Source organism: Micromonospora sp. WMMA1976, assembly GCF_027497335.1.
Classification (GTDB): domain Bacteria; phylum Actinomycetota; class Actinomycetes; order Mycobacteriales; family Micromonosporaceae; genus Micromonospora; species Micromonospora aurantiaca.
Map to the genome: position 1 here is coordinate 5,335,632 of NZ_CP114912.1, position 15,942 is coordinate 5,351,573.

Genomic DNA, 15,942 nt, shown 5'->3' on the forward strand with positions numbered 1-15,942 from the left:
GCCGGCCGCCCCTCGGCGGTGCATGCCTCAGTCAGCCGCGCAGGCCGCCTTGAGCTTGTCCCGGGCGGCGGTGAGATCCGCCTTGCTCGGCGCCTTACCCGGCGCCTTGGCCCAGGTGTCGGCGAGGTCGGTCATGGCGGTGGCGACCCCCTTCACCGCGGCGTTCACCTCGTCGCTGCTGGTGAAGGCGTGCGTGTAGAGCGTGGCCGCGCCCGCCGAGTACTGGGCGCTGACCGCCGAGTGGCCGGCCGGCGGGCCGATCTTCTCCGCCTCGGCCACCTCCTTCAGGGCGGCCGTGATGTCCTTCTCCGCCGTCGCGCAGGTCTTCCTGGTGGCCTCGTCGAGGCCCGCCGGCGCCGGGGTCACCGGCGGCACGGAGGTGGCGGCGGGTACGGACGGCGCCGCCGGCCCGGCCGAGGGCTTGTCGTCGCCGCCGTCGCAGCCGGACATGACGATCAGCGCCACCGCGGCTGGGGCCAGCAGGGCGAGTCGAGCCGAACGCAATGTGTCTCCCCGTGTCGGTGTTCGTAGCCGCCGCAAACTAACAGACCGGACACGGCAGGGCAGAACCCGTTTTCCGGCGCTCGTACCGGAGAACGGGTTCCGCCCCGCAGTTCAGCTCGTCTCGCCGGCCACGCTGAACGAGCGCAGGCGGTCGATCGCCAGCACGGTGAACCCGACCGCCACCAGGGCGGTGAGCACCGCCGCGACCGGCACCGAGACGGTGGTGCCGAGCAGCGGCGTCGGCGCCATCCGGTCGGCCAGGGCGATCACCCACTGCTGGATCGACAGCACCCGGGTGCCGCCGACGAACCGGCCCAGCAGCCCTTCCCAGATCAGCACGTAGACCAGGCCGAGCAGCACCGGCCGCCGGGTCACCAGGCTCAGCGCCAGGAACAGCGCCGAGTACGCCAGCGCGCCCGCCGCCGAGGCGGCGACCAGAGCGAGTCCGAGGCGTACCGAATCGGCGAGCACGCCCGCGACGTAGATCGGGACGCCGACGGTGACCGCTGTGACGCCGGCCGCGACCGCCAGCTTCGGCAGCACGATCTGCCAGCGCGGCAGCGGCTTGGTGAGGATGTGCACGACGGTACCGTCGTCGATCTCCGCGCCGAGCACGCCGGTGCCCACGATCAGGGCCACCACCGGCAGCACCACCGCGAGGCCGAGGCCGACGAGCACCGGCGGGCCCCACTGGCCCGGGTCGACGCCGAGCGACCGGCAGAGCACTGCCAGGCCGATCAGGACCAGCGGCAACGGCAGCAGCATGAGGAACCGGCTCCGGCCGAACAGGCCACGCGCGGTGATCCAGGTGACTGTCGACATCATGCCTCCACCAGATACGAGAAGACGCTCTCCAGCGACTCGTCCTCCGGCAGGAGCTGCCGGACCCGGATGCCGTGCCGGAGCGCGATCCGGGGCAGTGCCCGGGTGAACGCGCCGTAGTCGCCGGCCTTGACGGTCAGGCCGGTACGGCCCAGCTCGACGCCGGAGACCGACGCCTCGGCCATCAGCGCCACCGCCAGCGCCCGGTCGTCGGTGGAGCGGACCGCGAACACGTGCGGCCGGTTGGTCATCAGGCGGCGGATGGTCCGGTAGTCGCCGGAGGCGGCGAGCCGGCCGGCCACCATCACCTGGACCGTGCCGGAGACCTGCTCGACCTCCTCCAGGATGTGCGAGCTGAACAGGATGGTCCGCCCCGCGTCGCCGAGCCGGTGCAGCAGCGCCATCATGTGCAGCCGCTGGCGCGGGTCCATCCCGTTGAACGGCTCGTCGAGCAGCAGCACCTGCGGGTCGTGCACGAGCGCGGCGGCGACCCGGGTGCGCTGCCGCATGCCCTTGGAGTAGGTGCCGATCCGCCGGGTCTGCGCGTCCTCCATCTCGACCAGCTCGATCGCCCGCTTCGTGGCGGCCTCCGGGTCGGGCAGCCGGTGCAGCTTGGCGCTGGCGAGCACGAACTCGTACGCGCTGAGGAACGTGTGCACCGCCTCGCGCTCGCTGACCAGGCCGAGCCGCCGGTAGACGGCGGGGTTGCGCCAGGTCGGCTCCCCGTCCAGCGTCACGGTCCCCCGCGACGGGGACAGGAAGCCCGCCATCATGTGCAGCAGCGTGGTCTTGCCGGCGCCGTTGGGGCCGAGCAGGCCGGTCACGCCGGGGCCGAGCCGCATGGTGACGTCGTTGACCGCCACCACGTTGCCGTACCAGCGGGAGACACCGGCCAGGTCGAGCGTGCTCGTCGCGGCGGCGGGCGCGCCGGCCGTCGACTGGGTGCTGATCGCCGTCATCGGGCGGCCACCTTCCGGTATCGCAGGAGCAGCAGGCTGACGCAGGCGGCGACCAGCAGTACGGCCACCACGGCGTAGACCGGCCCGAAGTCGCCGATCGGCATGCCACCCCGTCCCTGGGTCAGCCGGTCGCCGAGCGCCCAGTTGCCCACGCCCCCGACGAGCGTCGGCGGGGAGGCCACGAAGGCCAGCTCGTTGATCGTCTGCGAGGGCAGGATGGACAGCACGCCGACGACCGGCGTGGTCATCAGGAAGACCGCCACGATGCCGCCGGCGGCGAACGCGCGCTTGCCGGTGAGCGAGGCGACGAGCAGGGCGATCGAGGCGAACACCACCGCCCACAGCCCGGCGTAGAGCAGCCCGGGCAGCAGGTCGAGCAGTTCGTCCCACACCCCGCCGATACCCCGCTTCGTGGTGAACGCGGCGCCGAGGAACATCACCAGCTGCGGGCCGCCGAGCAGCAGCCAGAGCGCGGTGACGAGCGCCAGCAGCTTGGACAGGGCGTAGTCGCCGCGCGGCAGCGGCCGGGAGAAGTACAGCGGCAGCACGCCGCTGCGCAGGTCGCGGGAGACCAGCTCGGGCGCGGCCACCGCGGCGAAGAAGATGACCAGCCAGCTCATCGCGTCGGCGAACTGGGCGTACGTCATCACCACCTCGCCGATCTGGCTGCGCACCGCGGTCACCCCGGCGGCCACCACTGTCACCACGGAGACGACGAGCCACGGGAAGATCTTGGCCTTGGCGCTGCGGCCCAGCCCGAAGACGGTACGCACGCCGTGCAGGTAGAGCGCGCCGAAGACCTGCCGGCGGCCGAGCCGCGGGCCGGTGTAGCGCTGGTAGCCGATGTCGTGGATGACCCCGGTCGCGTCAGACATGGCTGGGCTCCCTCGCGGCGAAGAGTTCGGCCACCCGGTGCCGCCGCTGGTCCAGCCGGTGCAGCGGCAGGTCCAGCTCGGCGACCGCGCCGAGGATCTGGTCGTAGGTGGCGTCGTCGGCGAGCGGGACGAGCAGCAGTCGCCCGTCGCGGGTCACCGGCAGGTCGAGCGCGGCGAGCCGGGCGGCCAGGTCGTCCGTGCCCTCGCTCACCTCGACGGCGAGCACGTCGGTGGCGGTGGTCATGGCGGACACCCGGTCGGCGCGCAGCAGCCGGCCGCCGTCGATGGCGACGAGCGTGTCGCAGATCCGCTCCACCTCGCCGAGCAGGTGCGAGCAGACCACCACCGAGATGCCGAACTCGGTGCCGATCCGGTGGATCAGCGCGAGCATGGCGTCCCGGCCGGCCGGGTCGAGGCCGTTCGTCGGCTCGTCGAGCAACAGCAGATCGGGATCGTGTACGAGCGCCTGGGCGAGCTTGACCCGCTGCTTCATGCCGGTGGAGTAGCCACCGACGGCCCGGTGCCGCTCCTCGTGCAGACCGACGTGGCGCAGCGCCTCGGAGGCCCGTTCCCGGGCGACGGTGCGCGGCAGCCCGCTGATCCGGCCCAGATGGGTGACCAGCTCGGCGGCGGACAGGTCGGGCGGGAGGGCGTCGTGCTCGGGCATGTAGCCGACCCGGGCACGGACCGCGGCGGGGTCGGTGGTGGGGTCGAGGCCGAGCACCTGTACCCGGCCGCTGGTCGGCGGGAGCAGACCCAGCAGGATCTTGATCAGAGTGGACTTGCCGGCGCCGTTCGCGCCCACCAGCCCGATGATCCCCGGCTCGACCGACACGGTGAGGTCGGCCAACGCGGTGACCCGGCCTCCGTACGTCTTGGTCAGCGACTCGGTCGCGAGCAGTGTCACGCCGTTCAGCGTAGAACTCCGGCGCCTCGCCGGAGCCGCTCCTGACCCCTGCGATCCCCTGATCCTCGGCCCTCGCAGCCCCTAGGTGGCGGGAACGGGGTAGCGGGGTGGCGACCGCTCCGGGATGCTGCCACCGGGTGAGGCGACTCGACGGGGGGCGGCATGACCGACGGTACGGACCGGACCATGGTGAGCGTGGTGGTGCCCACGTACAACTGCGGCGCGAACCTCGATCCGCTCGTCGCTTCGCTGCCGAAGCAGGGGCTGCCGCCCGGTTCGTACGAGGTGATCTTCGCCGACGACGGATCGACCGACGGCACCCCGCAGCGCCTGGACGAGCTGGCCGCCGCCGACCCGCACGTACGGGTCCTGCACCTGGAGCACTCGGGCTGGCCGTCGCACCCGCGCAACCGAGGGCTGGAGCAGGCGCGTGGCGAGTACGTCTTCTTCGCCGACGACGACGACTGGTTCGGCGACGAGGCCCTGGCCCGCCTGCACGCCTGTGCCCGGGAACACGACGCGGACATCGTCATCGGGCGGATGATCGGGCACCGGCGGGGCGTACCGCGGGAGCTGTTCCGGGAGAACCGGTTCGGCGTCACGCTGGCGAACGCGCCACTGGCCGACAGCATGACCTGCCACGCGCTGTTCCGGCGGTCCTTCCTGGACCGGCACGGGCTGCGGTTCCCGGAAGGCCACCCGCGCCGCCTGGAGGACCACCGGCTGATGGCGGCGGCCTACCTGCTTGCGGGGCGCGTCTGCGTACTGGCCGATCACCCCTGCTACCACCACGTCCGCCGGGCGGACGCGGGCAACGTCACCGCCACCCGGATGGACCCGGCCGAGTACTACGCGGCGCTGCGGGAGGCGCTGGACATCGTGGACGCGAACCGGTCGCCCGTCGCGACCCGCCTCCGCCTGCAGCGGCGCTGGCTGCGCAAGGAGATGCTGAGCCGGCTGCGCGGGCAGACCCTGCTGAGCGCACCGGAGCAGTGGGCCGATCAGGTGGCCGGCGAGGTGGGCCGGCTCGTCGAGGAGCGCTTCACGCCGGAGGCGGTCGCCGGGTTGCCGCCGATGTTCCAGGTGATCGCGCACCTCGCCGCGCAGGGCCGGGTGGCGGACCTGCGCCGGCTGGCGGAGTGGGAGGTGAGCGTCCGGGCCCACGTCTCGGTCGGCGGATGGCGGGTCCAGGGGCGGACGCTGACCGTCACCGTCGACGCCCACCTGCGCGCCGGTGACGAGCCGCTGCGCTTCGACGACCAGGGGCTGCCGGTGCTCCCGGTGGCCGACGCGGTGCCGGCCGGGGTCGTGATGCGGGCCGGCGGGGCGCGGACCGACGTCGTCGTCCGCCGGCGGGAGACCCGGGAGGAGTTCTTCCTGCCGGTGGCCGCCACCACCGAGCGGGCCGACACCGGCGAGGTGCGCCACCGCAGCACCGCCAGCGTCGACTTCGCGGAACTCAACGGTGGCCGGACCCGGGGCACCTGGGAGGTCCGGGCCCGGGTGATCCAGGCCGGCTGGGCGCCGGACGTCCGCCTGCCGCTCGTGGTGCACTGCGCGGCTGACGGCGGCCCGCCCCGGGTGGAGGACTCGCGCCGGCTCCCGTCCCGGATCCGTCGCGCGGTCCGGCGGATCCGGGACCGCGCGCTCGGCCGGTCGGCGCGCGCCGGCAGCCGTTCGCACGATCGGCCGGCCGCCGCTCGCCGTTAGGATTCGATGACCCCGGTTCGCCCTCGGCACCGTCGCCGGACACGCGATCACCGGGAGGCCGGGTGGCGCTCTCGACCGATCGCCGGTGGGCTGCGAAACTGTGTGCCGGCCGGTGAGTTGGGGGTTCGATGAGCAACGGGTGGCTGCTGCCCGAGGACGTTCTGCGGGATGCGCCGTCGTACGCGCCCAGACCCGCTGAGCTGGCCGATCTCCAGTTGTTGCTGAGTGGGGCGTACGCACCGCTCACCGGTTTCATGAGCCGGGCCGACCTGGCCTCGCTGAACCGGCGCGGCCGGCTGGCCGACGGCACGCCGTGGCCGGTGCCGGTGACGCTCCAGGTGCCGGCGGCGCTCGCCGACGGGCTGGACCCGGCCGACCCGGCCCGCCGCGCGGTGGTGCTCACCGACGGTGAGGGCGCACCGGTGGCGGCGATGGACGTGACCGACGTCTGGCCGGGCCGCGAGGGCATGGTGGGTGTCGGTGGCGCGGTGCGCCGCTTGGGCGACGGCGGCCACGGGCCGTTCCAGCGGCTGCGGCGCGGCCCCGACGAGGTACGCGGACTGCTGCCGCCGGGCCGGGTGCTCGGCGTGTTCGCCGACCGTCCGCTGCACCGGCCGCAGCTGGCGCAGATCGCGCATGCGGCCCGTACGCTCGGCGCGCACCTGCTGGTGATGATCCCGATCGGCGAGGAGTCGATCGCCGGGCTGCCGGCCGAGGCGCTGGTGCGCAGCGTGTTCGCCGCGCGCGACCGGATGCCCCCGGCGACGCTGGTGGCGGTGCCGCTGGCCCGGCGGCGCGACGAGATCAGCGACGCGCTGCTGCGGGCCCGGGTCGCCGCCGCGTACGGGGTGACCCACCTGCTGTCCACCGAGGGCATGCTCTCCGGCGCCGGCCTGCGCGTGCTGGTGCCCCGCGAGCTGGCCTACGACAACCGGGACGGGCAGTGGCGCTGGCGTGAGGACATCCCGCCGCGCAACCGGCGGCTGGCGCTGAGCACGCGGGAGATCGACGACCTGCTGGACCGGGGCTTCCCGCTGCCCGAGTGGCACACGCCGCCGGCGGTGGCGAAGGAACTGTCCCGGGCGCGCCCGCCGCGGCGGCACCGGGGCCTGGTGATTTTCCTGACCGGCCTGTCCGGCTCGGGCAAGTCGACCATCGCGCGCGGGCTGGCCGACGTGCTCCGCGAGCAGGGCGACCGCACCATCACGCTGCTCGACGGCGACGTGGTGCGGCGGGAACTCTCCGCCGGGCTGGGGTTCAGCAAGGCCGACCGGGATCTCAACGTCCGCCGGATCGGCTGGGTGGCGGCGGAGATCGCCCGGCACCGGGGCGTCGGCATCTGCTGCCCGATCGCGCCGTACGCGGCGGCTCGCGCCACCGCCCGGGAGATGGCCGAGACGGCCGGGGCGGGGTTCCTGCTGGTCCACGTGGCGACGCCGCTCGCGGTCTGCGAGCAGCGCGACCGCAAGGGCCTGTACGCCCGCGCCCGGGCCGGCCTGATCACCGGGATGACTGGCATCGACGACCCGTACGAGGAGCCCACCGACGCCGACCTGGTGGTCGACACCTCGGATCTGAGCGTCGAGGAGGCCATCGGGAAGGTGATGGAGCACCTCACCGAGACCGGCTGGGTGGAGCCCCGCCTCCAGCCCGCCTGATCTCCTGACGCCGGACGCGTCCGGCCTGCGAGCACCTCGACCGCCGCCGTCCGGCCTTCCGGACGGCGGCGGTTTCGCATAGGCGTAGCTGCGCGGTAGTGTTCGTCTTTGTTGGAACACGTTCGACCGCGTGGAGTGCCCACGTGAGTCGGTGAGGCGCGGAGGTGAGCCGGGGATGCTGGCGCGGCAGCGGCAGACGGCCATCCTGGAACGACTGCGCCGCGCCGGTGGCGTCCGGGTCACCGAGCTGGCGGCCGAGTTCGGCGTCTCCGACATGACCATCCGGCGCGACCTGGACACGCTGCACGAGGCGGGCCTGCTCGCCAAGGTGCACGGCGGCGCGACACCGGCCGGTCCCGGCTCCACCGACGAGCCCGGCTTCCACGCCAAGTCCGTCCGCCAGTCCGCCGAGAAGGCCGCAATCGCCGAGCACGCCGCGGGACTGGTCCGGCCCGGCGCCGCCATCGCGCTGTCCGCCGGCACCACCACCGCCGAGCTGGCCCGGCGACTGGTCGACGTGCCCGGCCTCACCGTGGTCACGAACTCGCTTCCGGTGGCGGAGGCCCTGCACGTCGGTGGCCGGCCGGACCAGACGGTGGTACTCACCGGCGGCGTCCGCACGCCGTCGGACGCGCTCGTCGGTCCGCTCGCCGTGGCCGCGATCGCCGCGCTGCACCTGGACCTGCTCTTCCTGGGCGTGCACGGGATCAGCGAACGGGCCGGTTTCACCACGCCCAACCTGATGGAGGCGGACACGAACCGGGCGCTCGTGGCCGCAGCGGACCGCCTGGTGGTGCTCGCCGACCACACCAAGTGGGGCACCGTCGGCATCTCGTCGATCGTGCCGCTGGACGCGGCGGACGTGCTGATCACCGACGACCGGTTGGCACCCGAGGCCCGACGGGTACTCGACGACAGGGTGGGTGAGCTGGTGACGGTGCCCACGACGAGGGGGGCGGAGTGAAGCGTACGCAGATCGCGCTGGCCGACGGCCGCGAGCTGATCTACTTCGACGAGCGGGACGACGCGGTCCGCGACCAGCCGGACCGGCGGGACCTGCCCCCTCCCCCGCCCGCCTCGCAACTGCGGTACGACCCGCTGACCGACGAGTGGGTGGCGGTGGCGGTGCACCGGCAGACCCGCACGTTCCTGCCCCCGGCCGACCAGTGCCCGCTCTGCCCGTCGCGGGGCGAGCGGCACAGCGAGATCCCGGCGCCCGACTACGACGTGGTGGTGTTCGAGAACCGGTTCCCGTCGCTGAGCCAGCGGGTGGCCGACGAACCGGCCGAGATCACGCCGTTCACCCCGGTACGCCCCGGGCGCGGCAGGTGCGAGGTGGTCTGCTTCACCGACGACCACAACGCCTCGTTCGCCCGGCTCTCCCCGCGCAGGGTCCGGACGGTGCTCGACGCGCTCGCCGACCGCACCACGGCGCTGAGCGCGCTGCCCGGCGTGGAGCAGGTCTTCCCGTTCGAGAACCGGGGCGTGGAGATCGGGGTGACGCTGCACCACCCGCACGGGCAGATCTACGCGTACCCGTTCGTCACGCCGCGCACCCGCACCATGCTGGCCGCCGCCCGGCGGTACGCCGACCGCACCGGGGGCAACCTCTACGCCGACGTGCTGGCCACCGAACGCGCCTCCGGGGAGCGGGTGGTGACGAGCAACGAGCACTGGACCGCGTACGTCCCGGCAGCGGCGCGCTGGCCGTTCGAGGTGCACGTGGCGCCGCACCGGCCGGTGCCGGACATCCCGGCGCTCGACGACGCCGAGCGGGACGCGTTCGGGCCGCTCTACCTGGACCTGCTGCGCCGCTTCGACGGGCTGTTCGATCTGCCCATGCCGTACATCGCGGCCTGGCACCAGGCGCCGGTACGGATCGACAGGGAACTGGGCCACCTGCACCTTCAGCTGTTCAGCATCCGGCGGGCCAAGGACAAGCTGAAGTATCTGGCCGGGTCGGAGTCCGGCATGGGCGTGTTCATCAACGACATCGCCCCCGAGAGAGCCGCCGAGCTGCTCCGCACCGCCTGACCCGGGCGCGCGGGTCCCGCAACAGGGCGCGGGGGGCCCGGGACAGGGCCCCCCGCAAGGGAAGGGACGGCTGGACGAGACTGGCATCGCGTCCACCCGGTACAACGAGCCCGGCCCGGACCCGGTGACGCACCGAACCCGGACACGACGGAGCCCGCCGGCACGTGCCGGCGGGCTCCGTGGTGATCGACGGGAGTGATCAGGCGGCGAGCTTGCGCGCCAGGTTCTCGTCGAGCGCGTTCATGAACTCGTCGGTGGTCAGCCACGGGGCGTCCCGCGAGATGAGCAGCGCGAGGTCCTTGGTCATCTGGCCGCCCTCGACGGTGTCCACGATGACCTTCTCCAGCGTGTTCGCGAACTCGGTGACCGCCGGGGTGCCGTCCAGCTTGCCCCGGTGGGCCAGGCCCCGGGTCCAGGCGTAGATCGAGGCGATCGGGTTGGTCGAGGTCTTCTCGCCCTTCTGGTACTGCCGGTAGTGCCGGGTGACGGTGCCGTGCGCGGCCTCCGCCTCGACAGTGCGGCCGTCCGGGGAGAGCAGCACCGAGGTCATCAGGCCGAGCGAGCCGAAGCCCTGCGCGACGGTGTCGGACTGCACGTCACCGTCGTAGTTCTTGCACGCCCAGACGTATCCGCCCTCCCACTTGAGCGCGGCGGCGACCATGTCGTCGATCAGCCGGTGCTCGTAGGTGAGGCCGGCGGCGTCGAACTCGGCCTTGAACTCGTTCTCGAACACCTCGGCGAAGATGTCCTTGAACCGGCCGTCGTACGCCTTGAGGATGGTGTTCTTGGTGGACATGTAGACCGGGTAGTTGCGGTCCAGGCCGTACCGGAACGAGGCGCGGGCGAAGTCCCGGATCGACTCGTCGTAGTTGTACATGCCCATGGCGATGCCGCCGCCGGGGAAGTTGGCGACCTCCATCTCCATCGGGGTGCCGCCGTCGGCCGGGGTGTAGGTGATGGTCACCGTGCCCGGGCCGGGGACGACGAAGTCGGTGGCCTTGTACTGGTCTCCGTGCGCGTGCCGGCCGATGATGATCGGCTTGGTCCAGCCCGGGACGAGCCGCGGCACGTTCGACATGATGATCGGCTCGCGGAAGACCACGCCGCCGAGGATGTTGCGGATGGTGCCGTTCGGCGACCGCCACATCTTCTTCAGGCCGAACTCCTCCACCCGGGCCTCGTCCGGGGTGATGGTGGCGCACTTGACGCCGACGCCGTGCTCCTTGATGGCGTTGGCGGCGTCGACCGTGACCTGGTCGTCGGTGGCGTCACGGTGCTGGATCGACAGGTCGTAGTAGTGCAGGTCGACGTCGAGGTAGGGCAGGATCAGCTGCTCCCGGATCTGCTTCCAGATGATCCGGGTCATCTCGTCGCCGTCGATCTCCACGACCGGGTTGTTTACCTTGATCTTCGCCATCGGCCGGCGCTCCTCTCGGGGGACACGTGCTCAAGCAGTACGAGCGTACTGGAAACTGACCGGCAGTCCCCAGGCGGCCCGGGTGGACCGCCGGAAAAGCGGGCTGCGCCGCGCCTCGGCCCGCTGGCATCATCGTCCGATGCCGCACAGCCGCACCATCGGGTCTATCACGGTCACCGCGCTCTCCGACGGCGAGGGGCCCTTCTTCCAGCCCCGCGGCGAGGCGTTTCCCGGTGCCACCCAGGCGCACTGGGCGGCGGCCGACCGGCTCGATCCTGGTGCCGTCACCGACGACGGCAGGTGGTGGCTACGGTTCCGCGCGTTCGCGGTGCGGTCCGGCGACGGGCCGGTCACGCTTGTCGACGCCGGCATCGGCCCGGCCGACTCGCTCGCCGCGAGCTGGGCGCCGGTGCCGGGCCGGCTGCCGGTCGAGCTGGCCGAAGCCGGGATCGACCCGGCCGACGTCCGCACAGTGGTCCTCACCCACCTGCACACCGACCACGTGGGCTGGGCCGGCGCGCTGTTCCCGAACGCCGATCACCTGATCCAGCGGGCCGAGCTGGACGCGCTGGAGCTGTTCCACCCGGAGCTACCGGCCCGGCTGCTGACGCCGTTGCGCGCCGCCGGCCGGCTGCGGGTGGTCGACGGCGAGACGCCCCTCACCCCGGGGGTACGGCTGCTGCACACGCCCGGCCACACGCCGGGTCACCAGTCGGTGCTGGTCGAGGCGGACGACGAGCGCCTCCTGATCACCGGCGACCTGCTGGTGCACGCGATCCAGTTGGTCGACCCGGAGCTGGCGTACGCCCGCGAGGTGGACCCGGACGAAGCCCGCCACTCCCGCACGACCCTGCTGACAACCCTCTCCCCCGCCACCCTGGCGACCCCCCACCTGACCGCCCCCTTCACCCCCCACCCACCCCCACCCACCCCCGGTCGATCATGAAGTTGACCGCCTTGTCGATCTCCATTTCCGCCGCCAACTTCATGATCGACGGGGTGGGGGGGTCGGGTCGGACGGCAGAGGGCCCGCCGGCGGAAGCCGGCGGGCCCTCTGCGCGATGGGACGGGGGTCACATGCTGGCGACGTCGCCCTGCTTGGCGCGGACGGCCTCGGCGGCCTCCTTCAGCGCGGCCAGCTCGTCGGCGTCCAGGTCGGTCTCGACGACCCGCTTCACGCCCTCGGCGCCGATCTCGGCCTCGACGCCCAGGTAGACGCCGGAGATGCCGTACTCGCCGTCGACCCAGGCGCAGACCGGCATGACGGCACCGGAGTCCTCGGCCACTGCCTTCGCCATCCGGGCCGCGGCGGCGGACGGGGCGTAGTACGCCGAACCGGTCTTGAGCAGCGCGACGACCTCGGCGCCACCGTTGCGGGTCTTGACGACCAGCTCCTCGATCTGCTCGGCCGGCATGACGTCACGCAGCGGCTTGCCGTTCACGGTGCTCTTCGACGGCACCGGGACCATCGTGTCGCCGTGCGAGCCGAGCGTCAGGGTCCGTACCGACTTCACCGGCACGCTCAGCGCCTCGGCGACGAAGTTGGTGAAGCGGGCGGTGTCCAGCATGCCGGCCTGGCCGAGCACCCGGTTCTTCGGGAACTGGGTGGCGAGCTGGGCCAGCGCGGTCATCTCGTCGAGCGGGTTGGACACCACGATGACGACGGCGTTCGGGGCGTACTTGGCGACGTTCTCGGCGACCTGCCGGACGATCTTGGCGTTCGTCTCCAGCAGGTCCATCCGGCTCATGCCCGGCTTGCGCGGCAGGCCGGCGGTGATGACGACGACGTCCGAGCCCTCGATGGCCTCGTAGCCCTCGCCGTTCGGGCCGGTGGTGACGCCCACGACCTTGGTCTCGAAGCCCTCGACCGCGCGGGACTGGTTGAGGTCGAGCGCGAGACCCGCCGGCTTGCCCTCCACGATGTCGGTGATCACGACGGTGTCGAAGACGTCGTACTCGGCCAGGCGCTGTGCGGTGGTCGAGCCGTAGAAGCCGGCGCCGACGACAGTGACCTTCTTACCCATGGTCGTCCCACTCCCTGATACCAGTCGGTTTTCCGGACCGTATCAGCCATCCTGGCACCGATCAGGTCAGGGGCGGACGGTTATGACCTGGGTGGGTGTCAGCCCGCCCGCTCGGCCCGTTCGACCACGTTCGTCAGCAGCATCGCCCGGGTCATCGGACCCACGCCGCCGGGCATCGGCACCAGCTTGCCGGCGACCTCGGCCACCTCCGGGTCCACGTCGCCGGTGTAGCGGCCCTTGCCGTCCTCACCGATGACCCGTGTGATGCCGACGTCCACCACCGTCGCACCCGGGTTGACCATGTCGGCGGTGAGCAGCCCGGGCACGCCGGCAGCCACGATGACGACGTCGGCGGCGCGGGTGTGCGCGGCCAGGTCGAGCGTGCCGGTGTGGCAGAGCGTCACTGTGGCGTTCTCGCTGCGCCGGGTGAGCAGCAGGCCCAGCGGGCGGCCGACCGTGTTGCCCCGGCCGACGACAGCCACGTTCGCGCCGCGCAGCGGCACGTCGTGCCGGCGCAGTAGCTCCACGATGCCGCGCGGGGTGCAGGGCAGCGGCGCGTCGTACCCGAGGACGAGCCGGCCCAGGTTGACCGGGTGCAGCCCGTCGGCGTCCTTGTCCGGGTCGATCGACTCCAGCGCGCGCTGGGTGTCGAGGTGACCGGGGAGCGGCAGCTGGACGATGTAGCCGTGGCAGGCCGGGTCGGCGTTCAGCTCGGCCAGCGCCGCGTCGAGCTGTTCCTGGGTGGCGTCTGCGGGCAACGCGACCCGCAGCGAGGCGATGCCGACCTCGGCGCAGTCGCGGTGCTTTCCGTTGACGTACGCCTGGGAGCCGGGGTCCTCCCCGACCAGCACGGTGCCCAGGCCGGGGGTGATGCCGCGTTCCGCGAGCGCCTTGACCCGGGCTCGTAGCTCGTCCTTGATCTCCGCCGCGGTGGCCTTGCCGTCCAGGATCGTCGCCGTCACGCCGTGATCGTCTCACGCCCGCGGGCAGGCCCGGACGACGACAGCCGACGATCACGCTCCGCAACGTGCCCTGAATCACGGAGAGTGACCAGCCATTGCGACGTGGCTGCCCGGACACACCCGGACAGGCAGGGACCGGACAGGCAGGCCGGACGTCGCAGACGCGCTCGACCGGGCCCCGATCGGACCATTTAGGGTGAATAAAAGACCAGTTAGAAGCGGGTTTTAGCACGCGCGGGCAGCAGCGACAAGGCTCGTCGAACACGATCCGTCATCAGTTGACCACGCACTAGTTGTCGACGAGCCGGATCGCGACCTACCGTTACCGCTCGTTGCGCAGAGTCACCCAGCGCCGGGACGACCGCGCAGCGTGAGGAGATGAGGAGACCCCCAATGCGTGTTCGTAGGCTCGCGGCCTGGGCCGCGCTCCCGCTCGCGGTGACGCTGGGCCTGACGGCCTGCGGCTCGGGCGGTGGCGGCGGCGGTGCCGGCGACTCCGACGCGGCCGTGCGGATCGAGATCGCCGAGCCGCAGCACCTCGTGCCGACAAACACCAACGAGACGAGCGGCTCCCAGGTCCTGTCGGCCCTGTTCAGCCCGCTCGTCGACTACGACGAGGCGAACAAGCCGCACGAGGTGGCCGCCGAGGAGGTGACGACGTCCGACAACAAGGTCTGGACGATCAAGCTGAAGCCCGGCTACACGTTCCACAACGGCGAGAAGGTCATCGCCGACAACTACATCGACGCCTGGAACTACGGCGCGTACGCGCCGAACGGCCAGAACTCCAGCTACTTCTTCGAGAAGGTGGCCGGCTACGACGACCTCCAGGGCGAGAGCCCGAAGGCGACGACGATGAGCGGGCTGAAGAAGGTAGACGACCTGACCTTCACCGTGACGCTCAGCCAGCCGTACGTGGACTTCAAGTCCATGCTCGGCTACACCGCCTTCTACCCGCTGCCCAAGGCGGCCTTCTCCGCGCCGGGCGTGCTCGCCGAAGGCTACGAGCAGGCGCCGATCGGCCAGGGCCCGTTCAAGATGAAGGGCAGCTGGCAGCACGACGCCAAGGTCGAGGTGGAGCGCTACGACGCGTTCCCGGGCCAGCAGCCCAAGGTCGGCGGCGTCGAGTTCCGCATCTACCAGCAGCCGACCGCTGCGTACGCGGACGTGCTGTCGGACAACCTCGACGTGATCAAGACGATCCCGACCGAGAACCTGTCGACCGCCGAGACCGACCTGGGCGACCGCTTCCAGCAGAGCCCGGCCTCGTCGCTGCAGGTGCTGGCCTTCCCGACGTTCCAGGAGGAGTTCAGCAAGCCCGAGGTGCGCAAGGCGATCTCGATGGCGATCGACCGGGACGAGATCACCAAGTCGATCTTCAAGGACTCGCAGCAGCCGGCCCGCTCGTTCGTCTCGCCGGTGGTCGCCGGTTACCGGGAGAACACCATCGGTACGGCGGGCGCGTTCGATCCGGTCAAGGCCAAGGCCATGTACGAGGCCGCGGGCGGCCCGAAGAAGATCGAGCTGTCCTACAACGGCGACGGCGGCCACAAGGACTGGATCGACGCCACCTGCAACCAGCTCAAGGCCAACCTGGGCGTGGACTGCGTGGGCACCGCCGAGCCGAAGTTCGCGGACCTGCTGACCAAGCTCAAGCAGAAGCAGCCGGTCGGCCTGTTCCGGATGGGCTGGGTCATGGACTACCCGTCCATGGAGAACTACCTCGGCCCGCTGTACAGCACCACCGGCTCGTCGAACTACTACGGCTACAGCAACCCGGAGTTCGACAAGCTGCTCGCCGAGGGCGCCCGCGCGGCGACCGAGGACGAGGCGATCAAGAAGTACCAGGCGGCGGAGGACCTGCTCGCGCAGGACATGCCGGTGATCCCGCTCCGGTACGGGCAGAACAACTTCGGCCACTCGACCAAGGTCAAGAACGTCCACGTGGACCTCTTCGACCGGGTGGACCTGCTGAAGATCGAACGCGCCTGACACCCCACTGACGGGCCGGGCCACCCCCACGGGTGGCCCGGCCCTCGCATTGGCACGCATTTAGCCCGGTTTCGGCAG

At 71.9% G+C, this 15,942-nt stretch carries 14 protein-coding genes; 6 read left to right on the forward strand and 8 right to left on the reverse strand.

Translation table 11 applies throughout. The features are described 5' to 3' along the window. Window positions 1-27: 27 nt before the first annotated feature. From O7546_RS24490 to O7546_RS24510, 5 genes are all read right to left on the reverse strand, one after another. Window positions 28-465 carry a hypothetical protein gene (locus tag O7546_RS24490; RefSeq protein WP_194801532.1) on the reverse strand — a complete coding sequence of 146 codons (438 nt, stop codon included), beginning with the start codon at window positions 463-465 and terminating at the stop codon, window positions 28-30. A gap of 150 nt (window positions 466-615) precedes the next feature. Next, window positions 616-1,326, reverse strand: coding sequence for an ABC transporter permease (locus O7546_RS24495; RefSeq protein WP_013288490.1), 711 nt, complete (start codon window positions 1,324-1,326; stop codon window positions 616-618). Beyond that, window positions 1,326-2,285, reverse strand: a complete 960-nt coding sequence (locus tag O7546_RS24500; RefSeq protein WP_194801330.1) for an ABC transporter ATP-binding protein — start codon at window positions 2,283-2,285, stop codon at window positions 1,326-1,328. The genes O7546_RS24495 and O7546_RS24500 overlap by 1 nt, the downstream gene beginning before the upstream one ends. Then, window positions 2,282-3,160, reverse strand: a complete 879-nt coding sequence (locus O7546_RS24505; RefSeq protein WP_194801331.1) for an ABC transporter permease subunit — start codon at window positions 3,158-3,160, stop codon at window positions 2,282-2,284. The genes O7546_RS24500 and O7546_RS24505 overlap by 4 nt, the downstream gene beginning before the upstream one ends. Then, window positions 3,153-4,067, reverse strand: a complete 915-nt coding sequence (locus O7546_RS24510) for an ABC transporter ATP-binding protein (protein ID WP_194801332.1) — start codon at window positions 4,065-4,067, stop codon at window positions 3,153-3,155. Before O7546_RS24510 ends, O7546_RS24505 begins: the two co-directional genes overlap by 8 nt. Before the next feature lie 162 nt (window positions 4,068-4,229). Between O7546_RS24510 and O7546_RS24515 the strand changes: the two genes are divergently transcribed. The 4 genes from O7546_RS24515 (at window position 4,230) to galT (ending at window position 9,469) form a co-directional block, all read left to right on the forward strand. Continuing rightward, window positions 4,230-5,777 (forward strand): glycosyltransferase family 2 protein, encoded by a 1,548-nt coding sequence (locus O7546_RS24515; protein WP_269697636.1) that lies wholly within the window; start codon window positions 4,230-4,232, stop codon window positions 5,775-5,777. Window positions 5,778-5,905: 128 nt separating this feature from the next. Beyond that, window positions 5,906-7,435 (forward strand): adenylyl-sulfate kinase, encoded by a 1,530-nt coding sequence (gene cysC, locus O7546_RS24520; protein WP_194801334.1) that lies wholly within the window; start codon window positions 5,906-5,908, stop codon window positions 7,433-7,435. 175 nt (window positions 7,436-7,610) lie between these two features. Continuing rightward, complete coding sequence (locus O7546_RS24525) at window positions 7,611-8,399, forward strand: DeoR/GlpR family DNA-binding transcription regulator (protein WP_194801335.1); 789 nt, start codon at window positions 7,611-7,613, stop codon at window positions 8,397-8,399. Beyond that, window positions 8,396-9,469 carry a galactose-1-phosphate uridylyltransferase gene (gene galT / locus O7546_RS24530; RefSeq protein WP_281600080.1) on the forward strand — a complete coding sequence of 358 codons (1,074 nt, stop codon included), beginning with the start codon at window positions 8,396-8,398 and terminating at the stop codon, window positions 9,467-9,469. Before O7546_RS24525 ends, galT begins: the two co-directional genes overlap by 4 nt. A gap of 199 nt (window positions 9,470-9,668) precedes the next feature. Here galT and O7546_RS24535 read toward each other — a convergent pair whose 3' ends face one another. Next, a complete protein-coding gene (locus O7546_RS24535) occupies window positions 9,669-10,886 on the reverse strand; it encodes an NADP-dependent isocitrate dehydrogenase (protein WP_120573189.1) in 1,218 nt (405 codons plus the stop codon). 139 nt (window positions 10,887-11,025) lie between these two features. Here O7546_RS24535 and O7546_RS24540 point away from each other — a divergent pair, with 139 nt between their 5' ends. Then, window positions 11,026-11,832: an MBL fold metallo-hydrolase gene (locus O7546_RS24540; protein WP_281600081.1), complete on the forward strand. Its 807-nt coding sequence runs from the start codon at window positions 11,026-11,028 to the stop codon at window positions 11,830-11,832. 127 nt (window positions 11,833-11,959) lie between these two features. On the opposite strand, the gene mdh is transcribed toward O7546_RS24540, so the two are convergent. Then, window positions 11,960-12,910: a malate dehydrogenase gene (mdh, locus tag O7546_RS24545; RefSeq protein WP_013288499.1), complete on the reverse strand. Its 951-nt coding sequence runs from the start codon at window positions 12,908-12,910 to the stop codon at window positions 11,960-11,962. A 98-nt stretch (window positions 12,911-13,008) separates the two neighbouring features. Then, window positions 13,009-13,872: a bifunctional methylenetetrahydrofolate dehydrogenase/methenyltetrahydrofolate cyclohydrolase gene (locus O7546_RS24550; RefSeq protein WP_194801339.1), complete on the reverse strand. Its 864-nt coding sequence runs from the start codon at window positions 13,870-13,872 to the stop codon at window positions 13,009-13,011. A 393-nt stretch (window positions 13,873-14,265) separates the two neighbouring features. Here O7546_RS24550 and O7546_RS24555 point away from each other — a divergent pair, with 393 nt between their 5' ends. Next, the gene (locus tag O7546_RS24555) at window positions 14,266-15,864 is read left to right on the forward strand and encodes an ABC transporter substrate-binding protein (protein ID WP_281600082.1); all 1,599 of its coding nucleotides are present in this window, start codon (window positions 14,266-14,268) and stop codon (window positions 15,862-15,864) included. The last annotated feature ends 78 nt before the right edge of the window (window positions 15,865-15,942 follow it).

Excerpts from the sequence above, each read along its gene's own strand:
- O7546_RS24515 (WP_269697636.1), top strand. The coding sequence starts at position 4,230 with ATGACCGACGGTACGGACCGGACCATGGTGAGCGTGGTGGTGCCCACG.
- cysC (WP_194801334.1), top strand. The coding sequence starts at position 5,906 with ATGAGCAACGGGTGGCTGCTGCCCGAGGACGTTCTGCGGGATGCGCCG.
- O7546_RS24525 (WP_194801335.1), top strand. The coding sequence starts at position 7,611 with ATGCTGGCGCGGCAGCGGCAGACGGCCATCCTGGAACGACTGCGCCGC.
- O7546_RS24540 (WP_281600081.1), top strand. The coding sequence starts at position 11,026 with ATGCCGCACAGCCGCACCATCGGGTCTATCACGGTCACCGCGCTCTCC.
- O7546_RS24495 (WP_013288490.1), bottom strand. The coding sequence starts at position 1,326 with ATGTCGACAGTCACCTGGATCACCGCGCGTGGCCTGTTCGGCCGGAGC.
- O7546_RS24505 (WP_194801331.1), bottom strand. The coding sequence starts at position 3,160 with ATGTCTGACGCGACCGGGGTCATCCACGACATCGGCTACCAGCGCTAC.
- O7546_RS24500 (WP_194801330.1), bottom strand. The coding sequence starts at position 2,285 with ATGACGGCGATCAGCACCCAGTCGACGGCCGGCGCGCCCGCCGCCGCG.
- O7546_RS24535 (WP_120573189.1), bottom strand. The coding sequence starts at position 10,886 with ATGGCGAAGATCAAGGTAAACAACCCGGTCGTGGAGATCGACGGCGAC.
- O7546_RS24555 (WP_281600082.1), top strand. The coding sequence starts at position 14,266 with ATGCGTGTTCGTAGGCTCGCGGCCTGGGCCGCGCTCCCGCTCGCGGTG.
- mdh (WP_013288499.1), bottom strand. The coding sequence starts at position 12,910 with ATGGGTAAGAAGGTCACTGTCGTCGGCGCCGGCTTCTACGGCTCGACC.